This is a genomic window from Oceanobacillus sp. FSL K6-0251, assembly GCF_038004725.1.
GTDB lineage: Bacteria > Bacillota > Bacilli > Bacillales > Amphibacillaceae > Oceanobacillus > Oceanobacillus oncorhynchi.
The window spans coordinates 126,607-151,861 of the sequence record NZ_JBBORS010000001.1 but is presented as its reverse complement, the minus strand read 5'-3'; the positions used below and the strand labels follow the sequence as shown (position 1 = coordinate 151,861).

Here is a 25,255-nt window from a genome sequence, read left to right as displayed (position 1 = left end):
TTATGGAATACAGGCCTTCCGCTAACATTTATGTATTTGTAAGCACTTACACAGAAAGAGTTTTAAATTTTCCGGATTCACGGAATTTATTCCACGTTTCTGGAATCTATAAGTCATATTTTTTTATTTTCTCATAAAAACTCGACTTGCCGATTCCAAGTAAATCAGCAGCTCTTATCTTATCTCCATTTGATTTGTGGATAGCATGTAGCAAAGCTTGTTTTTCTGCTCTGCTCAAAATTTCTTTCAACCCCATCCCGTCTTCCGTTATATAGAGGCTTTGCTGCATATGATCAGGCAGGTCTTCCAATTCAATCATTTCTGTATTGGTCAGATGTACTGCAGATTCAATCACATTTTCCAGTTCGCGGACATTCCCCGGCCAATCATAGTGCATAAAGAAATGCATTACCGCATCACTGAAGCTGACCACTCGTTTGCCTGTACGCTGTGTGATTTTCCTCAGCAAAAACTTTGCCGTTACCCGAATATCTTCCGCTCTTTCCTTTAAAGGAGGAATTTTAATGGAAATTACATTAATCCGGTAATAAAGATCCTCCCGAAAACGATTCTCCTTTATCAGCTCTTCAATTGACTGATTTGTTGCAGAAATAATTCGGACATCAATTTTCTGTGTTTTTTCCGTTCCAACTGCTTCAATCTCTCCTTCTTGCAGCGCACGAAGAATTTTAACCTGTGCCGTTAATGGCATATCTCCAATCTCATCCAAAAACAGTGTCCCGCCATCAGCCAGTTGAAATTTACCCTTTTTTCCTTCTTTTTTAGCTCCGGTAAATGCGCCGCCTTCATAACCAAATAATTCGGACTCCAGTAAATCTACTGGAATGGCTGCACAGTTCACTTTTATAAATGGCTTAGCACTGCGTTCACTTAAATGATGAATACTATGGGCAAATAGCTCCTTTCCCGTGCCGCTGCCTCCCTCTAATAATATCGAGGCATCTCCTGACGAAACCTTTTTAATCTTTTCTTTAATGTCATTTATCTGGATAGAGCTGCCGACAATATCATTTAATGAATAGGTGGCCCCTTTTGGATTACGTAATTTTTTCTGATAGTTTTCAATTTCTAATAACAACGCTTTCACATGGGAGTTCATTTTCTTCCATTCTTCGGTGTCTTTGTATAGCACGGTTCCGACAGCTCCAACTAGCTCCCCTTCAGCAAACAGCGGGATGCGATTTGCAATCATATGGTTCCCTTTTATATATTGCAGATCTGCAATTTCTTCTGTTCCCGTCTCTGCGACAATATGCATCCTGGTATTTTCAATAACATCGGTGACATGCTTACCCAGCACATCGTCTAATGTCACCTCAATGAAATCACAGTAATTTTTATTTAAATAAGTAATCAATCCCTCTCGATTGACTACAACAAAACAAAAATTAGTTTTTTCAAATACAGCTTCAATAATCTCTTCTCTGTACTTATTATTAAAAAGCATCTTCTCTCTCCCATCACAAAAATCCTGATTGCATATCCAATTCACTAACACGTATTTTCATTTACTGCTCTTTTATCATAACAAATTCATATCTATTGGAGGAGTTGTTTTTTTTCTAACTTTTTATACCATATGGCAGTTACACCACAGTCTTATTCCTTCATTACATATCGCTATCTTAACAAGCACCACGAAATAAAAACTAAAAATAATAATCAATAATAAATGAAATATATTGATATAAAATGAAAACTGTATTACTATTAATTTAATACTCATTTTGTTATATTACTTTAAAAGCACCTTCTGAATGATGTATTTCATAATCGTTATTTCGTTTTACAAATAAAAATTCTAAAGGAGTTGGCAGTTATGAATCAGTTCATTCAAGAATTTCTGCATGTTACCGAGTCCGCAGCACTTGCAACATATCCTTGGATTGGCACGGGAAATAAAATAGAAGCTGATCAGGCAGCTACAGATTCGATGCGTACCCAGCTAAATAAAATCCATATGGACGGGGAAATCGTTATCGGGGAAGGAGAAATCGATGAAGCGCCTATGCTGTTTATCGGTGAAAAGGTGGGCACCGGACACGGAAAAGGCATTGACTTGGCTGTTGATCCAATTGATGGGACTACTTCTACTTCTAAAGGAAAAAATAATGCGATTGCCGTCATTGCCATTGCAAAGAAAGGTACACTGCTTCATGCGCCTGATATGTATATGGAGAAGATTGTAACTGGTCCGGAAGCAGCCGGCAAAATTAATATTGATTTTCCTCTGGAGAAAAACTTGCGTATCATTGCAGAGGCCAAAGGAAAGAAGCTGGAAGAATTAAAAATAATTACACAGGATAGAGAAAGGCACAATCACTGGGTAGAAGAAGCACGTGCTTTAGGTGTTCGAACAGAATTGTTTGAAGAGGGCGATATTATCCCTGCCATTTCAACATGTATACATCGCCAAGGCAACGCTGACTTATTTATTGGTATCGGCGGTGCACCAGAAGGAGTTCTGGCAGCTGTCGGAGTAAAAAGCTTAGGCGGAGAGATGCAGGCAAGGTTGCTTCCTAATACAGATGAGCAATGGAATCGTTGCGTATCTATGGGACTTGCCCGCCCAAATGAAGCACTTTCTCACCATGAGCTGGTCAACACAGATGAATGCGCTTTTATAGCTACAAGTATAACCAGTAATATGCTCTCACAAGGAATTGAGAATAATCAAGATGTCTTTATAACACATTCTATCGTTTTAAATGCATTAGATAAATGCTTTCGCCATATTGCAACGGAACACCCTAAAGTTACTGTATAATATAAAAAAGAACCTTCGATAATCAGCTGATAATTTATCGAAGGTTCTTTTTTATTAGGAATAGAAAGACAACGTCGTCACGCTGCCTTCCTATATGAAAAGCATTTATTATTTTTCGATAGTAGATACAACGCCAGATCCAACTGTACGTCCACCTTCACGGATAGAGAAACGAGTTCCGTCTTCAATCGCGATTGGTGCAATAAGTTCTACTGACATTTCGATGTTATCTCCAGGCATTACCATTTCAGTTCCTTCTGGAAGCGTGATTACTCCAGTTACATCCGTTGTACGGAAGTAGAACTGTGGACGGTAGTTAGAGAAAAATGGCGTATGACGTCCACCTTCATCTTTTGATAATACATAAACTTCTGCTTTGAAGTTTGTATGTGGAGTGATTGAACCAGGCTTAGCTAGTACTTGTCCACGGTTGATATCTTCACGGGAAACACCACGAAGTAGTGCACCAATGTTATCACCAGCTTCAGCATAGTCAAGAAGCTTACGGAACATTTCTACTCCAGTTACAGTAGTTTTAGAAGATTCTTCGTTGATACCGATGATTTCTACTTCGTCTCCAACGCGAACTTCTCCACGCTCAACACGGCCTGTAGCAACAGTACCACGACCAGTGATAGAGAATACGTCCTCAACTGGCATCATGAATGGTTTATCTGTATCACGTTCTGGAGTTGGAACATATTCGTCCACTGCAGCCATTAATTCAACGATTTTTTCTTCATACTCTTCATCGCCTTCAAGTGCTTTAAGAGCAGAACCTGCGATAACTGGTACATCATCACCAGGGAAATCATATTCAGATAATAAATCACGAACTTCCATTTCTACTAATTCAAGTAGCTCTTCATCGTCTACCATATCTGTTTTGTTAAGGAATACTACGATAGAAGGTACCCCAACGTTACGAGATAATAGGATATGCTCACGAGTTTGTGGCATTGGGCCATCTGCAGCAGATACTACAAGGATAGCTCCGTCCATTTGTGCAGCACCAGTGATCATGTTTTTAACATAGTCAGCGTGACCTGGGCAGTCAACGTGTGCATAGTGACGAGTTTCAGTTTCGTACTCTACGTGAGAAGTTGCGATTGTAATTCCGCGTTCTTTCTCTTCTGGAGCACCATCAATTTGGTCATAAGCCATTGCAGTGCCATCACCATTTCTTTTTGCCATTACTGTAGTGATTGCAGCAGTTAAAGTTGTTTTACCATGGTCAACGTGACCAATTGTTCCAATGTTTACGTGACTTTTCGAGCGGTCGAATTTTTCTTTAGCCATTTATAGTTCCTCCTTTAAATATATAGCAATTTTTTATATGCCAGGAAATCGTTAAAAATTTCCCAGCCTTTATTAAATGTTATACGTCAGATTGAAGAAAAAATCAATTATTGACCTGCATTTTTCTTGATAATTTCTTCTGTAATGCTTTTAGGTGTTTCTTCATAGTGGTCAAAGTGCATCGTGTACACTCCACGACCTTGTGTGTTTGAACGTAATGCAGTTGCATAACCAAACATTTCAGCAAGCGGTACGAACGCTTTAACTACTTGAGCAGTTCCGCGTGCTTCCATACCTTCTACACGTCCACGACGAGATGTTACATCACCCATGATGTCTCCCATGTATTCTTCTGGAACAACAATTTCTACTCTCATCATTGGTTCAAGCAGAACTGGGTTACATTTGTTTTTAGCAGCTTTAAGTGCCATAGAAGCAGCTACTTTAAACGCCATTTCGTTGGAATCGACATCATGATAGCTTCCATCATATAATGTAGCTTTTACGTCGATTAATGGATATCCGGCAAGGACACCATTTTCCATGGATTCTTCGATACCTTGTTGAACAGCCGGGATGTATTCACGAGGAACAACACCACCAACGATATTGTTAACAAATTCGAATCCAGCGCCTTCTTCGTTTGGCTCAAATTTAACCCAAACGTGACCGAACTGTCCACGTCCACCAGACTGACGTACGAATTTACCTTCTACTTCAGCAGCAGCACGGAAAGTTTCTCTGTAAGAAACTTGTGGAGCACCAACTTGTGCACCAACTTTAAATTCACGTTTTAAACGATCAACGATGATATCTAAGTGAAGCTCACCCATACCAGAGATGATTGTTTGTCCAGTTTCTACGTTTGTTTCTGTACGGAAGGTTGGATCCTCTTCTGCAAGTTTAGCAAGAGCAATCGCCATTTTATCTTGGTCTGCTTTTGTTTCTGGTTCAATCGCAACCGAGATAACCGGCTCAGGGAATTCCATGGACTCAAGAATAACAAGATCCTTTTCATCGCATAGTGTATCACCTGTTGAAGTATCCTTCAAGCCTACCGCAGCAGCGATTTCGCCAGCATATGCAACCGAAATCTCTTCACGGGAGTTTGCGTGCATTTGCAGGATACGTCCAATACGCTCACGCTTATCTTTTACAGAGTTCTTCACATAAGAACCTGATTTAAGTGTACCGGAGTACACACGGAAGAATGTTAATCTACCAACATAAGGGTCAGTCATTACTTTAAATGCCAATGCAGAGAATGGACCTTCATCAGATGATGGACGAGTTACTTTTTCTTCTGTTCCAGGAACAATACCTTCGATTGGAGGTACGTCTGTTGGAGCAGGAAGATAATCGATAACCGCATCCAGCATTAACTGAACACCTTTGTTTTTAAATGCAGAACCGCAAAGTACCGGATAGAAATCAACATTCAAAGTAGCTTGACGAATTGCGTTTACAAGCTCCTCTTCAGAGATTTCTTCTCCTTCAAGATACTTCATCATAAGCTCTTCATCCGTTTCAGCTACGCCTTCAATCAGGTTAGCACGTAACTCTTCCGCTTGGTCTTTTAATTCATCAGGAATTTCAGTTGTTTCCGATTTTTGCCCTAAATCATCTAAATAGATGTGAGCTTCCATCTTAATCAAGTCGATAATTCCGTTAAATTCATCTTCAGCACCAATTGGCATTTGAATTGGATGTGCGTTTGCACCAAGGCGTTCTTTTAATGTATTTGTTGAATACAAGAAATCAGCGCCTGTTTTATCCATTTTGTTAATAAACACAATACGAGGAACACCGTATGTTGTCGCTTGACGCCATACTGTCTCCGTTTGTGGTTCTACACCTGATTGTGCATCAAGTACAGTTACCGCACCATCAAGTACACGAAGGGAACGCTCAACTTCAACAGTGAAGTCCACGTGTCCAGGTGTATCGATAATGTTTATACGATGGTCATTCCAAGCAGCAGTTGTTGCAGCGGAAGTAATCGTGATTCCACGCTCCTGCTCTTGTTCCATCCAGTCCATTTGTGAAGCACCCTCGTGGGTTTCACCAATTTTATGAATACGTCCTGTATAGAAAAGAATACGCTCAGTAGTTGTTGTCTTTCCCGCATCAATGTGCGCCATAATACCGATATTACGTGTCTTTTCCAAGGAGAACTCTCTAGCCATGTATTCTTCTCCTTCCTATAAAAAGCTTTTGTTAGATTTATATTACCAACGGTAGTGAGCGAATGCTTTGTTCGCTTCTGCCATTTTATGCATATCTTCTCTTCTCTTAACAGCAGCTCCTGTGTTATTAGAAGCATCAAGAATTTCATTAGCAAGACGTTCTTCCATTGTTTTTTCTCCGCGCAGACGGGAGTAGTTAACAATATAACGTAATCCTAACGCTTGACGACGTTCTGGACGAACCTCCACTGGTACTTGATAGTTTGAACCACCAACACGGCGGGCACGTACTTCAAGTACTGGCATAACATTTTTCATTGCCTGCTCAAAAACTTCCATTGCGTTTTGGCCGCTTCTTTCAGCAACTAATTCAAACGCATTATAAAGGATTTTTTGTGCTTTACCACGCTTACCATCAATCATAATTTGATTAATGAGACGTGTAACTAATTTTGAGTTATAAAGCGGATCTGGTAATACATCACGCTTTGGTACTGGACCTTTACGAGGCATTGTACATCCTCCTTTCCTTCATATGAGTAATTTTATTTATTTTTTCTGTTTCGGTTTTTTCGTTCCGTATTTTGAACGACCTTGCATACGGCCTTCTACTCCAGCAGTATCAAGTGCACCACGTACGATGTGATAACGTACCCCAGGTAAGTCTTTTACACGACCGCCGCGGATAAGAACAACACTATGCTCCTGCAGATTGTGACCAATTCCAGGAATGTATGCAGTTACCTCCATGTTGTTAGACAAACGTACACGCGCATATTTACGAAGTGCAGAGTTTGGTTTCTTAGGAGTCAGTGTACCTACACGAGTACATACACCACGCTTTTGCGGAGCGTTCTCATCAGTCATTTTCTTTTTAAAGCTGTTATAACCTTTATTAAGTGCTGGTGAGTCAGATTTCTTTGACTTTGACACACGGCCTTTACGCACTAACTGATTAATTGTTGGCATTGCATTTTCCTCCTCTCAATTTCAATTTAGTAATCAAACAACAACCTTTTGTAATACCACACATCCAGGTGGTTCATTTTTAGTGATAAAAAAATCTCTCACAAATCAATGCGAAAAATGATTTACCTTATACTCAGATTGCTTTTTGTTATTATTATTTAGCATAAACCGAAGTTCCGATTAGGCTCTGCTCTGATAATTACTTTTGCAAGCATAATCAGAAGCACCTTGAATATAGTACCACCCTCAATATTGTTTGTCAATATATTCATGGTATTTTTTTAGACTGTTTTCAAAAATAGCGCACTTATTTATTATCAGGAGGGAGAGGCTCCCTCCTGATTACATATTATACTCTTTGTGTGCTTTCTTCGTCTGCGACTTCTTCATCTGATTCCGGCGCATCAAGCTCTGCTTCTAACGTACGGTATTGAGGCATCCCTGTACCAGCTGGAACAAGTTTACCAATGATAACATTCTCTTTTAAGCCGAGAAGTTCATCGCGTTTTCCTTTAATCGCAGCATCTGTCAAGACACGAGTCGTTTCTTGGAAGGATGCAGCTGATAAGAAGGAATCTGTTTCAAGCGATGCTTTGGTAATACCAAGTAACACCGGGCGGCCTGTTGCAGGCTCTGTACCTTCTTTAAATACCTTATGGTTTGCATCTCGGAATTGGTGCAGTTCAAGCAGGGAACCTGGCAATACTTCTGTATCTCCAGAAGATACAACACGGATTTTACGAAGCATCTGGCGAACCATTACCTCAACGTGTTTGTCTCCAATTTCTACCCCTTGCATACGATATACACGCTGTACTTCTTTCAGCAAGTAGTCTTGAACACCTTCTACACCTTTCACTCGAAGAAGTTCTTTTGGATCAACGGAACCTTCTGTAAGCTCTTGCCCGGCTTCCACTTGATCTCCTTCTTGAACTTTCATACGGGCGTTGTAAGGAACGGCATAGCTGCGCTGTTCTACATTCCCTTGGATAACAATTTCTTGTTTATCCTTCACTTCCTTCATTTCCAGAACGGTACCGGCAACTTCTGTAATGACTGCCTGCCCTTTTGGATTACGGGCTTCAAACAGCTCTTGGATACGCGGTAAACCTTGCGTAATATCGTCTCCGGCAACCCCGCCTGTATGGAAGGTACGCATTGTCAGCTGTGTACCTGGCTCACCGATAGATTGAGCTGCGATAATTCCAACCGCTTCGCCAACCTCTACATCGGAACCTGTAGCTAGGTTACGGCCATAACATTTCTGACATACGCCATGTTTTGTGTTACAAGTGAAGGCAGTACGGATAATGACTTCCTCAATACCGGCTTCCACAATAGCTTTTGCCTGGTCTTCGTGAATAAGTTCATTTTTCTCGACAATGACTTCTCCTGTTTCCGGATGTGCCACATTTTCGAATGCGGTTCTGCCAATCAAACGATCTAGAAGCGGTTCAATCACTTCTGAGCCGTCTACGAGTGCAGCAACTTTCAAGCCGCGATCCGTTCCGCAATCTTCCTCACGAATAATAACATCCTGTGCCACATCTACAAGGCGGCGGGTCAAGTAACCTGAATCGGCTGTTTTCAGTGCTGTATCGGCAAGACCTTTACGAGCCCCGTGTGTGGAAATAAAGTATTCCATTACTGTTAGTCCTTCACGGAAACTTGATTTGATTGGGATTTCAATGATTTTACCAGATGGGTCAGCCATCAATCCACGCATACCAGCAAGCTGGGTGAAGTTTGATGCGTTACCACGGGCACCGGAATCACTCATCATATAAATCGGATTTCGGTTGCTCAATGAGCCCATCAAGCGATCCTGAATAACATCTTTCGCTTCTGACCAGATGGCAATGACACGGTCATACCGCTCTTCTTCTGTAATCAGACCACGACGGAATTGTTTTAACACTTTATCTACTTTCGTTTGTGCTTCATCTAAGATACCCTGTTTTTCAGCAAGTACAACGATATCTGAGATACCAACTGTCATACCGGCTTTGGTAGAGTAGCTGAAGCCTAAATCTTTCATACGGTCAAGCATTTTTGAGGTTTCCGTGATTTTGAATCGCTTGAATACCTCAGCAATAATATCACCTAAGAAACCTTTCTTAAATGGTTTAACCTCTTCACGGTTTTTAATTTCCTCTTTAATGTCTGTACCAGGATCAATAAAATAATTTTCTGGTGTTTTTTCTTCTAAATTCCCTTTTGTAGGTTCATTCATGTAAGGGAAAGAATCCGGAAGAATTTCATTAAAGATCAGCTTACCAACTGTTGTTAACAATAGCTGGCTATTTTGTTTCTCTGTAAATGTTTTATTATTTAAGCTGGATGCTTGCACTGCAATACGTGTATGCAGATGAGCATACCCAGTTTGATAAGCAATTAATGCTTCGTTCGTATCTTTGAAGTAAGAACCTTCTCCAACAGCACCTTCACGCTCTAAGGTAAGGTAGTAGTTTCCAAGTACCATATCCTGTGATGGTGTAACAACTGGTTTCCCGTCTTTCGGGTTAAGAATGTTTTGTGCTGCCAGCATTAAGATTCTTGCTTCTGCCTGTGCTTCTGCTCCAAGCGGAACGTGTACAGCCATTTGGTCTCCGTCAAAGTCAGCGTTATATGCGGTACATACAAGCGGATGCAAACGGATGGCACGGCCATCGACCAATGTAGGTTCGAATGCCTGAATACCTAATCTGTGAAGCGTTGGTGCACGGTTAAGCAGTACCGGGTGTTCTTTAATAACATCCTCCAGAACATCCCATACATCAGGGTGCACTCTTTCAATTTTTCGCTTCGCTGATTTAATGTTGTGAGCAAGGCCTCTGGATACGAGTTCTTTCATAATGAATGGCTTGAATAGCTCTAATGCCATCTCTCTTGGCAGACCACACTGGTACATTTTCAAATGCGGTCCAACAACGATAACGGAACGTCCGGAATAGTCAACACGTTTACCTAACAGGTTTTGACGGAAACGCCCCTGCTTCCCTTTCAGCATATGAGAAAGAGATTTTAACGGACGGTTACCCGGTCCTGTTACCGGACGGCCGCGACGGCCATTATCGATCAAAGCATCGACAGCTTCCTGAAGCATCCGTTTTTCGTTCTGAACGATAATGCTTGGAGCACCTAAATCGAGCAGACGTTTTAAACGGTTGTTACGGTTGATAACACGACGGTAAAGGTCATTTAAATCTGAAGTAGCGAAGCGTCCGCCGTCTAATTGAACCATTGGACGAATTTCTGGAGGGATAACCGGAAGAACATCTAAAATCATCCAGCTTGCTTCGTTTCCAGAATTACGGAATGCTTCCATTACTTCCAAGCGTTTGATTGCACGAGTACGACGCTGACCATGAGCTGATTTCAACTCTTCACGCAGTGCATCCACTTCTTTTTCTAAATCAAGGTCTTGCAATAATTTGCGGATAGCTTCTGCTCCCATTTGAGCTTTGAAGTTATTGCCATATTTATCATAATAAGAGCGAAACTCTTTTTCAGAAAGCAATTGCTTTTTCTCAAGTGGCGTGCTTCCCGGGTCTGTTACGATATATGCAGCAAAATAGATAACTTCCTCTAATGCACGGGGAGACATATCCAATACTAATCCCATACGGCTTGGGATACCTTTGAAGTACCAAATGTGTGATACCGGTGCAGCAAGTTCAATATGTCCCATACGTTCACGCCGCACTTTCGCTTTGGTTACTTCTACGCCACAGCGGTCACAGACAACACCTTTGTAACGAACGCGTTTATATTTACCACAGTGACATTCCCAATCCTTCTGCGGGCCAAAGATACGCTCACAGAATAAACCGTCTTTTTCTGGTTTTAACGTACGATAGTTAATTGTTTCTGGTTTTTTCACTTCACCGTAAGACCAAGAACGAATCTTTTCTGGTGAAGCAAGCCCTATTTTCATGTACTCAAAATTATTTACATCCAACAAGGGGCAATCCTCCCTTTTACAAGTTAAGAAAGTTTGAGAAAACCTGGCTTATCGTCATGTCTCGGCGAAAGTCGGGGATTTTCTTAAATCAGGTTTCGTTTTTATAGAAAGCGCAGAATGGTTCTAAGGAAAAGGAAATTCTACGTAACCCGCGTCTGCGAGCAACGTAGAAGTCACCCTAACACATGAAAAGTGAACCATTACTGCACAAATTTTTATTGATTAAGCGGTTCTTCCACTTCAATGTTAAGCTTCGTGGATGTTTGACCTTCCTCATCTTCCAGTTCACGCATATCAATCTCATCTTCGTTACTAGAAAGCATCTTCACGTCCATACCAAGACTTTGAAGCTCTTTGATGAGTACTTTAAATGACTCAGGAACACCCGGTTCTGGCGCATTATCCCCTTTTACGATTGCTTCATATGTCTTCACGCGTCCAACGGTATCATCTGATTTAACCGTTAAGATTTCTTGAAGTGTGTATGCAGCACCGTAAGCTTCTAATGCCCAAACCTCCATCTCACCAAAACGCTGTCCGCCGAATTGTGCTTTACCGCCAAGCGGCTGCTGCGTTACGAGAGAGTAAGGTCCAGTTGAACGAGCGTGCAGCTTATCATCAACCATGTGTGCAAGTTTAATCATATACATGACACCTACAGATATACGGTTGTCAAAAGCTTCTCCTGTACGTCCATCATAAAGAACGGTTTTTGCGTCCCTCGGCATACCGGCTTCTTCAAGTGTTTCCCAAACATCCTCTTCTGTCGCTCCGTCGAATACCGGACTTGCTACATGCAGTCCGAGCTGTCTTGCAGCCATTCCTAAATGAAGCTCAAACACCTGTCCGATATTCATACGTGATGGTACCCCTAATGGGTTCAACATAATGTCGATTGGTGTACCGTCCGGCAAGAATGGCATATCCTCTTCCGGTAAGATTTTGGAGATAACCCCTTTGTTACCGTGACGTCCTGCCATTTTATCGCCTTCATGAATTTTACGTTTTTGAACAATATATACACGAACCAGCTGATTCACACCTGGTGGTAACTCATCGCCATCTTCACGATTAAAGATTTTTACATCTAAGACGATGCCGTCACCGCCATGAGGAACACGCAGGGAAGTATCTCTTACTTCACGCGCCTTCTCACCGAAAATCGCATGTAATAAGCGTTCTTCTGCGGAAAGCTCTGTCATTCCTTTCGGTGTTACTTTCCCCACAAGAATATCACTGTCTGTTACTTCTGCACCGACACGGATAATTCCTTGTTCATCAAGGTTTTTAAGGGCATCTTCCCCAACGTTAGGAATATCTCTTGTGATTTCTTCAGGTCCCAGCTTCGTATCGCGGGATTCTGATTCAAATTCTTCAATGTGAATAGAAGTATATACATCATCTTTTACAAGACGTTCGCTCATAATGATAGCATCCTCGTAGTTATAACCTTCCCAAGTCATAAAACCTACAAGAACGTTTTGACCTAATGCTAATTCGCCGTCTTCCATAGAAGGACCATCTGCAAGAACTTCTCCTTTTGTCACACGTTCTCCTTCTGCAACAATCGGACGCTGGTTATAGCAAGTTCCCTGGTTAGAACGTTTGTATTTCTGTAAACCATAACGATCTAAGTCACCTTCTACTTCTTTGCCATCTACTTCTGAAATGCGGCGCACCATAACGGTTTTTGCTTCCACACGCTCGACAATTCCATCATGACGGCAGATAACAGCAGCACCAGAGTCTTTCCCGTTGACGTATTCCATACCAGTTCCAACAATCGGCGCCTTTGGATTCATCAAAGGAACAGCCTGACGTTGCATGTTTGCTCCCATTAGTGCACGGTTGGAGTCATCATTTTCCAAGAATGGAATACATGCAGTCGCTGCGGATACAACCTGTTTTGGTGATACGTCCATATAATCAATTCGATCGCGTGACACAATAATGTTATCTTCACGGAAACGAGCGATAACTTCATCATTCACAAAGAAGTTATCATCATCTAATTGGGAGTTAGCCTGTGCAACAATATAATTATCTTGTTCATCCGCTGTCAGATAATCAATCGTATCTGTTACTTTTCCAGTCTCCGGGTCAACACGGCGATATGGTGATTCAATAAAACCAAACTTATTCACTCGCGCATAGCTGGACAGCGAGTTAATAAGACCGATGTTCGGCCCCTCCGGCGTCTCAATCGGACACATACGGCCATAGTGAGAATAGTGAACGTCTCGTACTTCGAATCCGGCACGTTCACGTGTCAAACCACCTGGTCCAAGAGCTGACAGACGACGCTTATGCGTTAACTCGCCCAACGGATTGGTCTGGTCCATAAACTGTGATAGCTGTGAGCTTCCAAAGAATTCTTTAATGGATGCAATAACCGGACGAATATTGATCAATTGCTGTGGTGTTACGCTGGAAGTGTCCTGGATAGACATTCTTTCACGCACAACACGCTCCATACGGGATAATCCGATACGGAATTGATTTTGAAGTAATTCGCCGACCGAACGCAGACGGCGGTTCCCCAAGTGATCAATATCATCTGTGTCCCCTACTTGATGAAGCAGATTAAAGAAATAACTGATAGAAGCTAAAATATCAGCTGGTGTGATATTTTTAATTTCTTTTGTTACTTCCCCATTTCCGATAACAGTTAATTCACGTTCTCCGTTCGGATCAGTTGGATCAAGAATTTTCACAGATTGTACTGTGATTTCTTCTTCCAGCACACCGTCATGCGGAGTGATCGCTTTGTCTCCGAAACGATCTTCTTTTCGCTCAAGATATGGAAGAATCTTATCTAATAATTTTCTTTCCAAACGGTCGCCTTTATTCGCAATGACTTCTCCAGTTTCAGAATCAACAACAGGCTCTGCAAGCACTTGGTTGAACAAGCGATTCTTGATATGGAGTTTTTTATTCATTTTATAACGTCCCACATGCGCTAAATCATAGCGTTTCGGGTCAAAGAAGCGAGATACTAATAGACTCTTCGCATTATCTACTGTCGGCGGTTCGCCAGGACGAAGACGTTCGTAGATTTCTAAAAGAGCTTTCTCTGCATTCTCTGTGTTATCTTTTTCTAGCGTATTTCGTAAATATTCATTTTCGCCTAACAAATCAACAATCTCTTGATCTGTACCAAATCCTAAAGCTCTTAACAGAACGGTAATTGGTAATTTACGAGTACGATCGATACGGACATAAGCAACATCTTTTGCATCTGTTTCAAACTCTAACCATGCTCCACGGTTTGGAATAACCGTTGTTGCAATGCCGCGTTTCCCATTCTTGTCGATTTTTTCGTTGTAATAAACACTCGGCGAACGCACAAGCTGTGATACAATAACACGCTCTGCACCATTGATAATAAATGTTCCTGTGTCTGTCATTAATGGGAAATCACCCATAAATACTTCCTGTTCCTTTACTTCTCCGGTTTCATTATTGATTAAACGAACCTTCACGCGAAGGGGAGCATTGTATGTCACGTCTCTTTCTTTTGCTTCATCTACAGGATATTTCGGATCACCCAAACTATAATCCACAAACTCAAGTGATAGATTTCCTGTAAAGTCTTCAATCGGAGAGATATCCTGGAACATCTCCCTTAAACCTTCTTCTAAGAACCATTCATAAGAAGCGGTTTGAATTTCGATTAGGTTAGGTAATTCTAACACTTCATTAATACGTGCATAGCTCCTGCGTTGGCGGTGCCGTCCATACTGAACTAGTTGACCTGTCAACTGCTTCACCCCTTAAATCATCCATTTTAGTAGTTGTTTCTACAAAATGTAACTCATATTTAAAAGAACGTCTGAATAAATCATCTGTTCTTTAAAAAATAAAACTATAAACTCATTATCCTATCATTTGCATCCTTTATCACTTTCCCTCTCTACGGCTTATTTTTCTTAAAGATAAAACTTTCTTTTCGCTCATTGAAAAATATAGCCTTTCCAAGGATGTTGTGATTTTAGATTGTGCAGATGAAAGAATTTTGATAAACTATAGAAAAGCGATTTGTCGAACCTTTGTTTTTCCCGATTCTACAAGCCTTTCCCATTTATAAAGATTTTATACGTCCAGCCTGGAAAAATGCGCTAGGCAAACGTACCCTAATCTTAGCATCTTCCAATCTTAGCATATCCCCATTTATTAGTCAAACTTTTTCGCTCGTAATATAAAATAACCTTTTTTCTTTGCAACTACTTCTACATTGCCAAAAATCTCTTCCAGTTTATCTTTCGCAGATGGAGCTCCCTGCTTTTTCTGAATAACCGCCCATAAATCTCCATGATTGGATAAATGACCCCAGGCTTCTTCAAAAATAGCATGCACCACTTTTTTACCGGCGCGTATCGGCGGGTTTGTTACAATGGAAGCAAATGTTTTTTCATTTAATTGCTGATATAAATCACTTTGAAGAATGGTTGTATTGGAGATTTTATTGATTTCTGCATTTTTTTGGGCCAATTCCACAGCACGTTCATTCACATCAACCATAAAAATGTGTCTGTCTGAAAAGTCGGAGGCTAAGGATAATCCGATTGGACCGTACCCGCATCCCACATCTAATATTGGTCCATCAACCTCGGGCTCCTGAAAAGATTCAATAAGCACCCTTGATCCAAAATCCACTTCACTTTTTGAAAAGACACCAACATCACTCGTAAATTGAAACGTCTTCCCCCGCAGGTCAAAAGACCAGCTTTGCGGCAGCGATTTTGCTTGTGGCTGTTTAGAATAATAATGCTCTGTCATATGGATCCGCACCCACTTTATATGAATTAAGAAAAATACCTGGGCCGCAATCGTACACTTCCTTATGATAGGACGATGTTCGAGCCAGCAACACCAACTTACATCTAATAGAAACAACCCAAATATTTTCTTTTTTAAAAAAAGGTCACCTGTTCAACTAAAAAACATTCTCGTATATAAACTTGAACTTTTTCTAGTGACAAAAGTGACCTTTATGGTTTCGTGATAAAAGAGCCCGCCTAAAATACGACGAGCTCTTTTTCTTATATTTGCTAAATTATTTAACTTCTACAGAAGCACCAGCTTCTTCAAGTTTACCTTTAATTTCTTCAGCTTCTTCTTTAGATGCTCCTTCTTTAATTGCTTTAGGAGCGTTATCTACTAAGTCTTTCGCATCTTTCAAGCCAAGTCCAGTGATTTCACGAACTGCTTTAACAACTTTGATCTTAGATGCACCAGCATCGTTAAGAACAACGTCAAATTCTGTTTTTTCTTCTTCAGCAGCACCGCCGCCAGCAGCACCTGCTGCAGCAACTGGAGCAGCAGCTGTTACGCCGAACTCTTCTTCGATAGCTTTTACTAAATCGTTTAATTCAAGTACAGTCATTTCTTTAATTGCACTGATCATTTCTTCGTTTGTCATGATTAAAATCCTCCTAATAATAAGTTTGTTTTTATAATTAAACCGTTTGGTGTATTATGCACCTTGTTCTTCTTTTTGCTCTGCAACAGCTTTTGTAGCATAAGCAAAGTTGCGGATTGGAGCTTGAAGTACGCTAAGCAGCATAGATACCATACCTTCGTAGTTTGGCAGGTCTGCAAGCTCTTTGATTTGTTCAAGTGAAGCAACGCTTCCTTCAATAACACCGCCTTTAATTTCTAAGGCTTCGTGGTCTTTACTGAAGTTGTTTAAGATTCTAGCTGGAGCTACTACATCTTCACTGAATGCAATGGCGTTTGGTCCAGTTAAGACTTCACTAAGTTCACTCAGCTCTACAGCGTCTACAGCACGGCGAACCATTGAATTTTTATATACTTTAAATTCAACGCCTGCTTCGCGGAGCTCTTTACGCAATGCAGTAACCTCTGCAACGTCAAGTCCACGATAGTCTACTACTACTGCAGATTGGCTATTACGAAACTTTTCTGCGATTTCCTCTACTAATTGTTTCTTCTGTTCAATAATCCCTGACATCTTTCCACCTCCTAATAACAGTCCCTATTATTACACCGTTCGAACGTGCTTTTCTATTAAAAAAGCTCTCATGCAGACATGAGAGCTTACTCTAGATTGGCAAAGTCGGTTTGCCCTTCTATAAATAAACACCTCGGCTGGATGATTAAGCTCTGATGAGCCCCTGCTGTCTACGGTATAACATTCGATTTTATGAAACCGAAAATTAGTATATCGAACATTGGCTTAAAAGTCAACTACTAATTAACGGAAGCTTGAAACGTCAACTTTGATTCCTGGCCCCATTGTAGATGCAATAGAAGCATTTTTAAGGTAGGTTCCTTTAGAAGCCTGAGGTTTCACTTTTACAAGTTGATCAGTAAGAGCAGTAAAGTTTTCTACTAATTTCTCTTCATCGAAAGAAATTTTCCCGATTGGAACATGAATGTTAGCAGATTTATCAACACGATATTCTACTTTACCGGCTTTAATGTCTTGAACAGCCTTTTCTACTTCGAAAGTTACTGTTCCTGTTTTAGGGTTTGGCATTAAACCTTTTGGTCCTAAAACACGACCTAATTTACCTACTTGAGCCATCATATCCGGAGTAGCAACAATCACATCAAAATCGAACCAGCCTTGGTTGATTTTATTAATATAATCTTCTTCTCCAACATAATCTGCACCAGCAGCTTCTGCTTCTTTCGCTTTCTCACCTTTAGCAAATACAAGAACGCGTTGTGTTTTACCAGTACCATGCGGTAAAACCATTGCTCCGCGGATTTGTTGATCTGCTTTTTTAGGGTCTACACCAAGACGAAAAGCAGCTTCTACTGATTCATCAAAGTTTGCTTTTGCAGTCTTTTTTGCAAGCTCTACAGCTTCTTTTATTTCATATGCTTTTGTACGATCAATCTGCTTTAAAGCTTCTTGATGTTTTTTACCATATTTAGCCATATTAATTATATCCTCCTCTTTTGTGGTTATAACGGTTGTACCTCCCACGAGACAAGAGAATCACTCTTGTCCAGCATGTGAATCATCTATCGATTTATTCTTCTCCCGAATAAGGCTGCGGATGAAAACAGCCGCAACCTTTTAACTACAAAACGTTTGTCTACGGAATACCGAATTAGTCTTCGATGGTGATTCCCATACTGCGCGCAGTACCTTCAACCATGCGCATTGCCGCATCAACATCAGCTGCATTTAAATCCGGCATTTTTGTTTCAGCGATTTCTTTTACCTGGTCGCGTTTTACAGTAGCGACTTTTGTTTTGTTAGGTTCACCTGAACCAGACTCGATTCCAGCTGCTTTTTTAAGTAGCACTGCTGCCGGCGGAGTCTTTGTAACAAATGTAAATGAACGATCCTCGAATACAGTGATTTCTACAGGGATAATTAAACCTGCTTGTTCTTGTGTTCGAGCGTTAAATTCTTTACAGAATCCCATAATGTTAACACCTGCTTGACCTAGAGCCGGCCCAACTGGTGGTGCTGGATTTGCTTTTCCCGCAGGAATTTGCAATTTTACTAATTTGATTACTTTTTTAGCCACGAGACACACCTCCTTAAAGTCCGTGATGTGGTAATAGGGTCTCTTATTTTATTTACCCTCCCACTCATTTCCTGTTCCCCTTTTAATTGAGAACAAGAATAACAAAAGAATCTTAGCATGAATTTGTGAAAAAAGCAAGCCTTGATTCTTGAAAATACCTTACTCCGCAGAACTTGTCTATACTGCTGTCACATTCTTGCTGGTCTGAAAGACTTATGAAAGCTTGTCTACTTGGGAGAAATCCAGTTCAACTGGTGTCTCTCTTCCAAACATATTCACATGTACTTTCAGTTTTTGTTTATCTGTATCAATTTGTTCAATCGTTCCTGTGAAATCTGCAAATGGACCATCTGTGACACGAACGCTTTCTTTGATCTCAAAGTCAACTTGAACAGTTGGTTCGCTGACACCCATTCTTTTCAGCACAACGTCTACTTCATCCGGCAATATCGGTGTCGGCTTTGCGCCGTGTCCGCTGGAGCCTACAAATCCGGTAACGCCAGGAGTGTTTCGTACCACGTACCACGAGTCGTCTGTCATCACCATTTCTGTTAAAACATAGCCTGGGAAAGATTTTTTCTTCACCATTTTTTTCTTGCCGTCTTTAATCTCTGCTTCTTCATCTTCCGGAACAATTACACGGAATATTTTATCTTCCATGCCCATGGACTCTACTCTTTTTTCAAGGTTCATTTTCACTTTGTTCTCATAGCCGGAATACGTGTGAACCACATACCAATTCTTTTCCATTTATATCGGACAATAACTGTCCTGTCCCCTCCTCTTCATGAATAAACGATAGCTTTTTTATCTAGCTCCGAGCGCCAAACTTTAGAGATTTCACGTCGCGCTTATGCCCTGCGGGTGAAAGTCAACATCGGTTCGTTACCTCACCGTGTTTCCTTTATCTCTTTAAGCAAAGGAAGTTCGACTAAGGTCGAACCACCCCAAAGTTCGGGGCGCAATCTCTACGTTTTTAGCAGGCGCTCTCCGCTTTTCTTATCCAATTTAAAAAACCCGCATAAATCGGGTTTTCACTGACTTTTTCTTCTTTTCATTATACCTGCATTATAAAGGAATTATTCAAAAAATGCATCTAAAAATTCTGATATGCCTAAATCAACAACGAAAAAGAATATTGCCATAAAGATAACTGTAGAAATTACCACAAAGGTATAGTTTCTTAGTTCTTTCCCTTTTGGCCAGCTTACTTTCTTCATTTCATTGGAAACATTCTTTAAGAACTTAAACATTTTATCTCTTTCCCCCCGAACTTACGCGAATCTATCCATCAATCTATATCTACTTGGTCTCACGGTGCAGCGTATGTGTTTGGCAATGTTTACAGAACTTGTTCACTTCTAATCTCTGCGATTGATTGGCTGCGTTTTTGTTCGTTGAATAGTTCCTGCTAGAACATACTGCACATGATAAGACAATCTTTTTGCTCATAATTTCCACCCCCATACATAGGGACATAGACTATATTAACATAGCACTTCGCTATCATTATGTCAATGTTATCACTCTTTTCAAAAGCACGACATTCTCTTCCGTTTCTATACAGGATAAGATAAAATGTTTGTTTAAAAGCATTTATTCCGTTACTGGCGCTGCGCTTTATTAAAAAATAAATATTTTATTTTGTTAAATGTAAAAGGAGGAAGTCCGGTAATTCCACATATATACTTCTTTGATTTCCTCTCTAAAATCTACAGGCAGATAACAGCGTTTTAAATGGTAACCCCATTCTCTTCAAGCAGGATTTCTAATTTTCGTTTCACCCGTACTAAAGCGTTATCAATTGATTTTACATGGCGATTTAATTGTTCAGCAATTTCTTGATAGGTACAGCCGTCCAAATATAGCTGCAGCACCTGTTTTTCCAATCCGCTCAACAATTCTGATAATTTAAATTCCATTGCTCCGTACGCTTCCCGATTAATAAGCGTTTCCTCCGGGTCGCTGTCCTCTGGACTGGAGATGACATCCATCAATGTCCGGTCAGATTCTTCCTCATAGATTGGCTTATCTAAAGAGACATACGAATTTAAGGGGAGATGTTTTTGCCTCGTTGCTGTTTTAATCGCCGTAATAATTTGTCTGGTCACGCATAATTCTGCAAATGCTTTAAAAGAAGTTGGCTGCTCCAGATCAAAGTCACGGATAGCCTTATATAATCCAATCATTCCCTCTTGAATAATATCTTCTTTGTCTGCGCCGACCAAAAAGTAGGTTCTTGCTTTTAACCGTACAAAATTTAAATACCGATGTATCAGGAGGTCCAATGCATAACTGTCACCTTGATCGATTAATTCCAGCAAATTAATATCTTCTAGCTTGTCCAGTTTCTTGCTGCGTGTATTGATTTGCCCACCATTCACCAACAATCCCCTCCTAAATCGATATCTCCAAATATATCCACGATAGGCACTATTATACTAGACGAGCCGAAATATCGTCAACGACCCTTTTATGACAGAAGCAGTCGTAATTTGTCGTTTTCGTGAAAATCACTAAGACTTTTCACCTAATGAATGAGTGTCTAAAAAAACGTGAACTGCTTACCTGCCATGCTCTCAAGCTGTATTTTTATTTCCTATCTAAAAATATTTTTCGTCAAAGCCATGTTTGTTCGGAGCGACATGGACAGGAACACTTCTCATGAACTGGCTGAGAGGCATTCCAGTCTATTATACTTTCCATGTATTATTCTATTTCCCGCGGCGCATCTCTTCAAACCGTTTTCGTAACTCTTGGTTTATCGGAATTTTAACAGCAGGCTTTTCTTTTTGATGCACCTCAAGATTTATACGGATTTCCTGGTTCATATCATCCATCTCAATCTGCAGCTCTCTTGCAGACTTACGCAGCGCACCCTGTCCGAAAATAGTACGCTGCTCTGCATAATCGGACGTGGCAACATACACCTGCGTTTGGATATTTTTTACGGTCTTCACGAGCTTTTCGATACATTCATCTGCAGTTTCTTTTTCCTTTGTGTAGATTACTTCCACTTTATGTTTTTCTTCTTTCGATTCAATTCCACGAACATAGTAAGCATCAAAGACGACAATCACGCGGTCTCCGGTAAATGCCTGATACTCTGCAAGGAGTTCAATAAGCCGGTCTCTTGCCTGTCCAATATCTTTTTCCTTCAGCTGCTCAAGCTCCGGCCACGCACCGATGATATTATAGCCATCTACAATTAATACAACCATTTAAGCACTCCCCAGCGGCAGACGCTTTCTGAGCACTTCATAAAGAAGTAAACTGCATGCAACAGAGGCATTTAGGGAGGATACTTGTCCAACCATCGGCAGGCTCACCGTCCAGTCACATTTCTTTCGCACGAGGCGGCTCATTCCTTTTCCTTCATTTCCAATAACTAATCCGAGAGGCAGCATTCCATCCAGCTGCCGGTAATCTTCATCTGCTTCCGCTTCCGTGCCAATAATCCATACATTTCTTTCCTTAAGTTCATCAATGGTATTCGCTATATTGGTCACTCTGGCAACAGGAATATGCTCTAACGCTCCCGCTGCTGTTTTCGCTACCGTTGCGGTTAAACCCACGGAACGATGCTTCGGGATAATTACTCCATGTGCCCCTGTTGCATCCGCCGTACGTAAAATAGATCCCAGATTATGCGGGTCCTCTAATTCATCCAGCAAAATAAAGAAAGGAGCCTCCTCTCTTTCCTCCGCTTTGGCAAAAAGGTCTTCCAGCGAGGCATAGGGATAAGAAGCAACGGAAGCAATCACTCCCTGATGATTCCCCTCCTGCATCTTATCCAGCTTCGACCTCGGAGCCTTCTGAACCACTGCTCCTGCTTCACGGGCAAGCTGCTGTATTTTATGCGCAGCCGCTCCCTGCAATTGTTCGGATATCCAAACCTTATTAACAGAACGGCCAGATTTCAATGCTTCGATTACGGGATTCTTGCCCATAATCCATTCCTTTTCCTGCGTCATTTTAAGCACTCCCTTCTTCTAGAAAATCCATTGCTTGCGTCATCAATTCCTGCAGTCTCTGTTCATTTTTTAATAAATAGTGATAGCCAATCAACGCTTCAAACGCTGTACTATAACGATACGTCTGTACATTAATATTTTTAGGAATACTGCCTGATTTTGCATTTCTCCCCCGGATGACCACTCTGCTCTCTTCTTCTGTTAAAAAGGCATCCTGTTCCAGCCAATGGAGGATAACCTTTGCCTGTGACTTACCGGATACATAACGAATCGCTGCCTGATGTAGTTGATTCGGTTTAATGGTTCCCCGCTCTAATAATTGTTCGCGCACATACACCTCATAAATCGCATCGCCGATATAGGCTAAAGCGAGACTTTTCATTTGCCTGACATCACTGGCTTTCATTATTTACCTCTTTTCCATCTTACTCCTTGTGGCGTATCCTCTAAGATAATCTGTTCCTGTTTCAATTGATCGCGTATTTCATCCGCACGGGCAAAATCACGATTTTTCCGGGCTTCATTCCGCTCTGCAATCAATGCTTCAATCGTTTCATCCAGTAATTCTTCCTGTTCATTTTCAATGTCAATTCCCAATACTCCAAGCATCGAAGCAAGGGCTTCACGGAAAGCATCAATGACTTCTTTAGCCGTTTGCTCCTCTTGGACATAGACATTCGCCTCTTTAGATAAATCAAACAGAATAGAAATTGCATTAGCTGTATTAAAGTCATCGTCCATCTCTGCTTCAAACCGTTTTGTACGCTCTTCAATACGGTCTATCCATTCCTTGTTATCTCCTCTTAAATCCATGCTTGTTTGGCGTCGATGCCCTAAATTATGATAAGCTGTTTCAATGCGTTCCAAACTTGTTTTTGCGCTTTGTAATAGCTCTTCTGTAAAGTTAATCGGATTGCGATAGTGAACAGAAAGCATAAAGAAACGCAGCACTTTCGGGTCATGCATATTTATTAAATCACGTGCCAGCACAAAATTACCAAGTGACTTCGACATTTTTTCATTATCGATATTAATATAGCCGTTATGCATCCAGTAGTTCGCAAAGGTGGTATCATTATGCGCTTCCGATTGTGCAATCTCATTCTCATGATGCGGAAAAGTTAAGTCCTGTCCCCCGGCATGGATATCAATGGTATCTCCTAAATGTTTCTTAGCCATTGCTGAGCATTCAATATGCCAGCCTGGACGTCCTTTGCCCCATGGCGCTTCCCACGCAATTTCTCCCTCTTTTGCTTCTTTCCATAAAGCAAAATCCAGCGGATCCTCTTTTTTCTCCCCTACTTGGATTCGTGCACCAGAACGTAATTCGTCAATAGACTGATGAGAAAGCCTTCCATACCCTTTAAAGGAACGCGGTTTGAAATAAACATCTCCTTCTGCTTCATAAGCATAGCCCTTGTCTATCAATTCTTTGATAAACGCTATAATTTCCTGCATCGAATCCATGACACGCGGATTTTTCGTTGCTTTTTTGACGCCTAATGCGCCCACGTCTTCTAAATACGCATCGATAAACCGGTCAGCCAATGCACCGACTTCCTCTTCTGCTTCCTTGGCTGCTTTAATAATTTTATCGTCTACATCAGTAAAGTTGAGGACATAGTTGACCTCATATCCCCGATATTCAAAATACCTGCGAACCGTGTCGAATACAATTGCCGGACGTGCATTTCCGATATGGATATAGTTATATACCGTCGGACCGCATACGTACATAGACACTTTCTCAGGCTCAATGGGTTTGAAATCTTCCTTCTGTCTCGTTAGCGTATTATATATTTGAATCGTCATGGTTGTTCATTCTCCCTTTCTTTAAATGCTCCATTTCTGCTTTCAGTTCCTCGATTTGCTCTTGCAGGCTTTTGCATTTTTCTGCAACTGGATCTGGAATATTTTGATGATCCAGGTCTCTGTTCAGGCGTATTCCATCTTGAACAACAACCTGCCCAGGAACACCGACGACTGTAGCGTTAGCAGGAACATTCTTTAATACCACTGAGCCGCCCCCGATTTTCGAGTTTTCTCCAATCGTAATGGCTCCAAGCACCTTCGCCCCTGTTGAAACCATCGCATTGTCTTCAATGGTAGGATGCCGTTTCCCTTGTTCTTTTCCCGTTCCGCCGAGTGTTACTCCTTGGAAAATAGTGACGTTATCACCTATTTCACAGGTTTCCCCGATAACCACGCCCATGCCATGGTCAATAAACAATCTTCTTCCTATTTTGGCTCCAGGATGAATTTCAATACCAGTTATAAAACGAGAGAATTGCGAAATAAAACGAGCCAAGAATTTCAGATTTTTGTTATACAGCCAATGTGCGATACGATGCGCCCAAATCGCATGTACACCAGAGTAAGTTAACATAACTTCAAAATACGTGCGGGCGGCTGGATCCTGTTCAAAAACAACATCCATATCCTCCTTCATTTTCCGAAAGACCACTATATACAGCCCCTTCTGTTTAAATTAGTTAGCAAAATCGATTACTGCCTAATGAAGTAAAAATGAATTCATCTTTTCTTTGATTAGATATAAAAAAAGC

22 protein-coding genes and 1 other annotated feature are annotated in these 25,255 nt (G+C 41.0%); of the genes, 1 reads left to right on the top strand and 21 read right to left on the bottom strand.

What is annotated here, in order from left to right; translation table 11 throughout:
* Positions 1-106 precede the first annotated feature (106 nt).
* Positions 107-1,468, bottom strand: a complete 1,362-nt coding sequence (locus MKY45_RS00735; RefSeq protein ID WP_341172382.1) for a sigma-54 interaction domain-containing protein — start codon at positions 1,466-1,468, stop codon at positions 107-109.
* 372 nt (positions 1,469-1,840) lie between these two features.
* Between MKY45_RS00735 and glpX the strand changes: the two genes are divergently transcribed.
* A complete protein-coding gene (gene glpX, locus MKY45_RS00730) occupies positions 1,841-2,788 on the top strand; it encodes a class II fructose-bisphosphatase (protein WP_341172381.1) in 948 nt (315 codons plus the stop codon).
* A 108-nt stretch (positions 2,789-2,896) separates the two neighbouring features.
* On the opposite strand, the gene tuf is transcribed toward glpX, so the two are convergent.
* From tuf to cysE, 20 genes are all read right to left on the bottom strand, one after another.
* Positions 2,897-4,087: an elongation factor Tu gene (gene tuf / locus MKY45_RS00725; RefSeq protein ID WP_042530767.1), complete on the bottom strand. Its 1,191-nt coding sequence runs from the start codon at positions 4,085-4,087 to the stop codon at positions 2,897-2,899.
* A 107-nt stretch (positions 4,088-4,194) separates the two neighbouring features.
* Positions 4,195-6,273: an elongation factor G gene (gene fusA, locus MKY45_RS00720; protein ID WP_042530764.1), complete on the bottom strand. Its 2,079-nt coding sequence runs from the start codon at positions 6,271-6,273 to the stop codon at positions 4,195-4,197.
* A gap of 42 nt (positions 6,274-6,315) precedes the next feature.
* Positions 6,316-6,786, bottom strand: coding sequence for a 30S ribosomal protein S7 (gene rpsG / locus MKY45_RS00715; RefSeq protein ID WP_040985105.1), 471 nt, complete (start codon positions 6,784-6,786; stop codon positions 6,316-6,318).
* A 36-nt stretch (positions 6,787-6,822) separates the two neighbouring features.
* A complete protein-coding gene (rpsL, locus tag MKY45_RS00710; protein WP_042530761.1) occupies positions 6,823-7,242 on the bottom strand; it encodes a 30S ribosomal protein S12 in 420 nt (139 codons plus the stop codon).
* A 349-nt stretch (positions 7,243-7,591) separates the two neighbouring features.
* On the bottom strand, positions 7,592-11,206 hold the full coding sequence (gene rpoC / locus MKY45_RS00705) for a DNA-directed RNA polymerase subunit beta' (protein WP_256705464.1): 3,615 nt from the start codon (positions 11,204-11,206) through the stop codon (positions 7,592-7,594).
* Positions 11,207-11,421: 215 nt separating this feature from the next.
* Entirely contained in the window at positions 11,422-14,967 is a 3,546-nt protein-coding gene (gene rpoB / locus MKY45_RS00700) for a DNA-directed RNA polymerase subunit beta (protein ID WP_042530757.1), read from the bottom strand.
* Between the two features lie 412 nt (positions 14,968-15,379).
* Complete coding sequence (locus tag MKY45_RS00695) at positions 15,380-15,985, bottom strand: class I SAM-dependent methyltransferase (RefSeq protein WP_193064167.1); 606 nt, start codon at positions 15,983-15,985, stop codon at positions 15,380-15,382.
* Between the two features lie 277 nt (positions 15,986-16,262).
* The gene (gene rplL, locus MKY45_RS00690; RefSeq protein ID WP_042530753.1) at positions 16,263-16,628 is read right to left on the bottom strand and encodes a 50S ribosomal protein L7/L12; all 366 of its coding nucleotides are present in this window, start codon (positions 16,626-16,628) and stop codon (positions 16,263-16,265) included.
* A 54-nt stretch (positions 16,629-16,682) separates the two neighbouring features.
* The gene (gene rplJ, locus MKY45_RS00685) at positions 16,683-17,180 is read right to left on the bottom strand and encodes a 50S ribosomal protein L10 (RefSeq protein ID WP_193064166.1); all 498 of its coding nucleotides are present in this window, start codon (positions 17,178-17,180) and stop codon (positions 16,683-16,685) included.
* A gap of 49 nt (positions 17,181-17,229) precedes the next feature.
* Positions 17,230-17,374, bottom strand: a sequence feature (ribosomal protein L10 leader region).
* Between the two features lie 49 nt (positions 17,375-17,423).
* Positions 17,424-18,116, bottom strand: a complete 693-nt coding sequence (rplA, locus tag MKY45_RS00680; protein ID WP_042530749.1) for a 50S ribosomal protein L1 — start codon at positions 18,114-18,116, stop codon at positions 17,424-17,426.
* Between the two features lie 175 nt (positions 18,117-18,291).
* Positions 18,292-18,717: a 50S ribosomal protein L11 gene (gene rplK / locus MKY45_RS00675; protein ID WP_042530747.1), complete on the bottom strand. Its 426-nt coding sequence runs from the start codon at positions 18,715-18,717 to the stop codon at positions 18,292-18,294.
* Between the two features lie 213 nt (positions 18,718-18,930).
* Positions 18,931-19,467: a transcription termination/antitermination protein NusG gene (nusG, locus tag MKY45_RS00670; protein WP_042530745.1), complete on the bottom strand. Its 537-nt coding sequence runs from the start codon at positions 19,465-19,467 to the stop codon at positions 18,931-18,933.
* A gap of 329 nt (positions 19,468-19,796) precedes the next feature.
* Positions 19,797-19,970 carry a preprotein translocase subunit SecE gene (gene secE / locus MKY45_RS00665; RefSeq protein ID WP_042530743.1) on the bottom strand — a complete coding sequence of 58 codons (174 nt, stop codon included), beginning with the start codon at positions 19,968-19,970 and terminating at the stop codon, positions 19,797-19,799.
* Between the two features lie 49 nt (positions 19,971-20,019).
* Positions 20,020-20,184 carry a 50S ribosomal protein L33 gene (rpmG, locus tag MKY45_RS00660; RefSeq protein WP_256705463.1) on the bottom strand — a complete coding sequence of 55 codons (165 nt, stop codon included), beginning with the start codon at positions 20,182-20,184 and terminating at the stop codon, positions 20,020-20,022.
* A 266-nt stretch (positions 20,185-20,450) separates the two neighbouring features.
* On the bottom strand, positions 20,451-21,104 hold the full coding sequence (gene sigH / locus MKY45_RS00655; RefSeq protein ID WP_042530741.1) for an RNA polymerase sporulation sigma factor SigH: 654 nt from the start codon (positions 21,102-21,104) through the stop codon (positions 20,451-20,453).
* A 327-nt stretch (positions 21,105-21,431) separates the two neighbouring features.
* Complete coding sequence (locus MKY45_RS00650; protein ID WP_042530739.1) at positions 21,432-21,938, bottom strand: NYN domain-containing protein; 507 nt, start codon at positions 21,936-21,938, stop codon at positions 21,432-21,434.
* The gene (gene rlmB, locus MKY45_RS00645; protein WP_341172380.1) at positions 21,939-22,691 is read right to left on the bottom strand and encodes a 23S rRNA (guanosine(2251)-2'-O)-methyltransferase RlmB; all 753 of its coding nucleotides are present in this window, start codon (positions 22,689-22,691) and stop codon (positions 21,939-21,941) included.
* Position 22,692: 1 nt separating this feature from the next.
* A complete protein-coding gene (locus MKY45_RS00640; protein ID WP_042530735.1) occupies positions 22,693-23,097 on the bottom strand; it encodes a Mini-ribonuclease 3 in 405 nt (134 codons plus the stop codon).
* A complete protein-coding gene (gene cysS, locus MKY45_RS00635) occupies positions 23,097-24,503 on the bottom strand; it encodes a cysteine--tRNA ligase (protein ID WP_341172379.1) in 1,407 nt (468 codons plus the stop codon). Before cysS ends, MKY45_RS00640 begins: the two co-directional genes overlap by 1 nt.
* Complete coding sequence (gene cysE / locus MKY45_RS00630; RefSeq protein WP_042535862.1) at positions 24,484-25,140, bottom strand: serine O-acetyltransferase; 657 nt, start codon at positions 25,138-25,140, stop codon at positions 24,484-24,486. The genes cysS and cysE overlap by 20 nt, the downstream gene beginning before the upstream one ends.
* Between the last annotated feature and the right edge of the window lie 115 nt (positions 25,141-25,255).

What these genes read in the sequence shown, in the direction of transcription:
- MKY45_RS00640 (WP_042530735.1), bottom strand. Translation starts at nt 23,097, where the DNA reads ATGAAAGCCAGTGATGTCAGGCAAATGAAAAGTCTCGCTTTAGCCTAT.
- rplL (WP_042530753.1), bottom strand. Translation starts at nt 16,628, where the DNA reads ATGACAAACGAAGAAATGATCAGTGCAATTAAAGAAATGACTGTACTT.
- rpsG (WP_040985105.1), bottom strand. Translation starts at nt 6,786, where the DNA reads ATGCCTCGTAAAGGTCCAGTACCAAAGCGTGATGTATTACCAGATCCG.
- secE (WP_042530743.1), bottom strand. Translation starts at nt 19,970, where the DNA reads ATGTTTAAGTTCTTAAAGAATGTTTCCAATGAAATGAAGAAAGTAAGC.
- cysE (WP_042535862.1), bottom strand. Translation starts at nt 25,140, where the DNA reads ATGAAGGAGGATATGGATGTTGTTTTTGAACAGGATCCAGCCGCCCGC.
- nusG (WP_042530745.1), bottom strand. Translation starts at nt 19,467, where the DNA reads ATGGAAAAGAATTGGTATGTGGTTCACACGTATTCCGGCTATGAGAAC.
- rplJ (WP_193064166.1), bottom strand. Translation starts at nt 17,180, where the DNA reads ATGTCAGGGATTATTGAACAGAAGAAACAATTAGTAGAGGAAATCGCA.
- fusA (WP_042530764.1), bottom strand. Translation starts at nt 6,273, where the DNA reads ATGGCTAGAGAGTTCTCCTTGGAAAAGACACGTAATATCGGTATTATG.
- rpsL (WP_042530761.1), bottom strand. Translation starts at nt 7,242, where the DNA reads ATGCCAACAATTAATCAGTTAGTGCGTAAAGGCCGTGTGTCAAAGTCA.
- tuf (WP_042530767.1), bottom strand. Translation starts at nt 4,087, where the DNA reads ATGGCTAAAGAAAAATTCGACCGCTCGAAAAGTCACGTAAACATTGGA.
- MKY45_RS00650 (WP_042530739.1), bottom strand. Translation starts at nt 21,938, where the DNA reads ATGGTTGTATTAATTGTAGATGGCTATAATATCATCGGTGCGTGGCCG.
- rlmB (WP_341172380.1), bottom strand. Translation starts at nt 22,691, where the DNA reads ATGACGCAGGAAAAGGAATGGATTATGGGCAAGAATCCCGTAATCGAA.
- glpX (WP_341172381.1), top strand. Translation starts at nt 1,841, where the DNA reads ATGAATCAGTTCATTCAAGAATTTCTGCATGTTACCGAGTCCGCAGCA.
- cysS (WP_341172379.1), bottom strand. Translation starts at nt 24,503, where the DNA reads ATGACGATTCAAATATATAATACGCTAACGAGACAGAAGGAAGATTTC.
- MKY45_RS00695 (WP_193064167.1), bottom strand. Translation starts at nt 15,985, where the DNA reads ATGACAGAGCATTATTATTCTAAACAGCCACAAGCAAAATCGCTGCCG.
- rpmG (WP_256705463.1), bottom strand. Translation starts at nt 20,184, where the DNA reads ATGGGGGTGGAAATTATGAGCAAAAAGATTGTCTTATCATGTGCAGTA.
- MKY45_RS00735 (WP_341172382.1), bottom strand. Translation starts at nt 1,468, where the DNA reads ATGCTTTTTAATAATAAGTACAGAGAAGAGATTATTGAAGCTGTATTT.
- rplA (WP_042530749.1), bottom strand. Translation starts at nt 18,116, where the DNA reads ATGGCTAAATATGGTAAAAAACATCAAGAAGCTTTAAAGCAGATTGAT.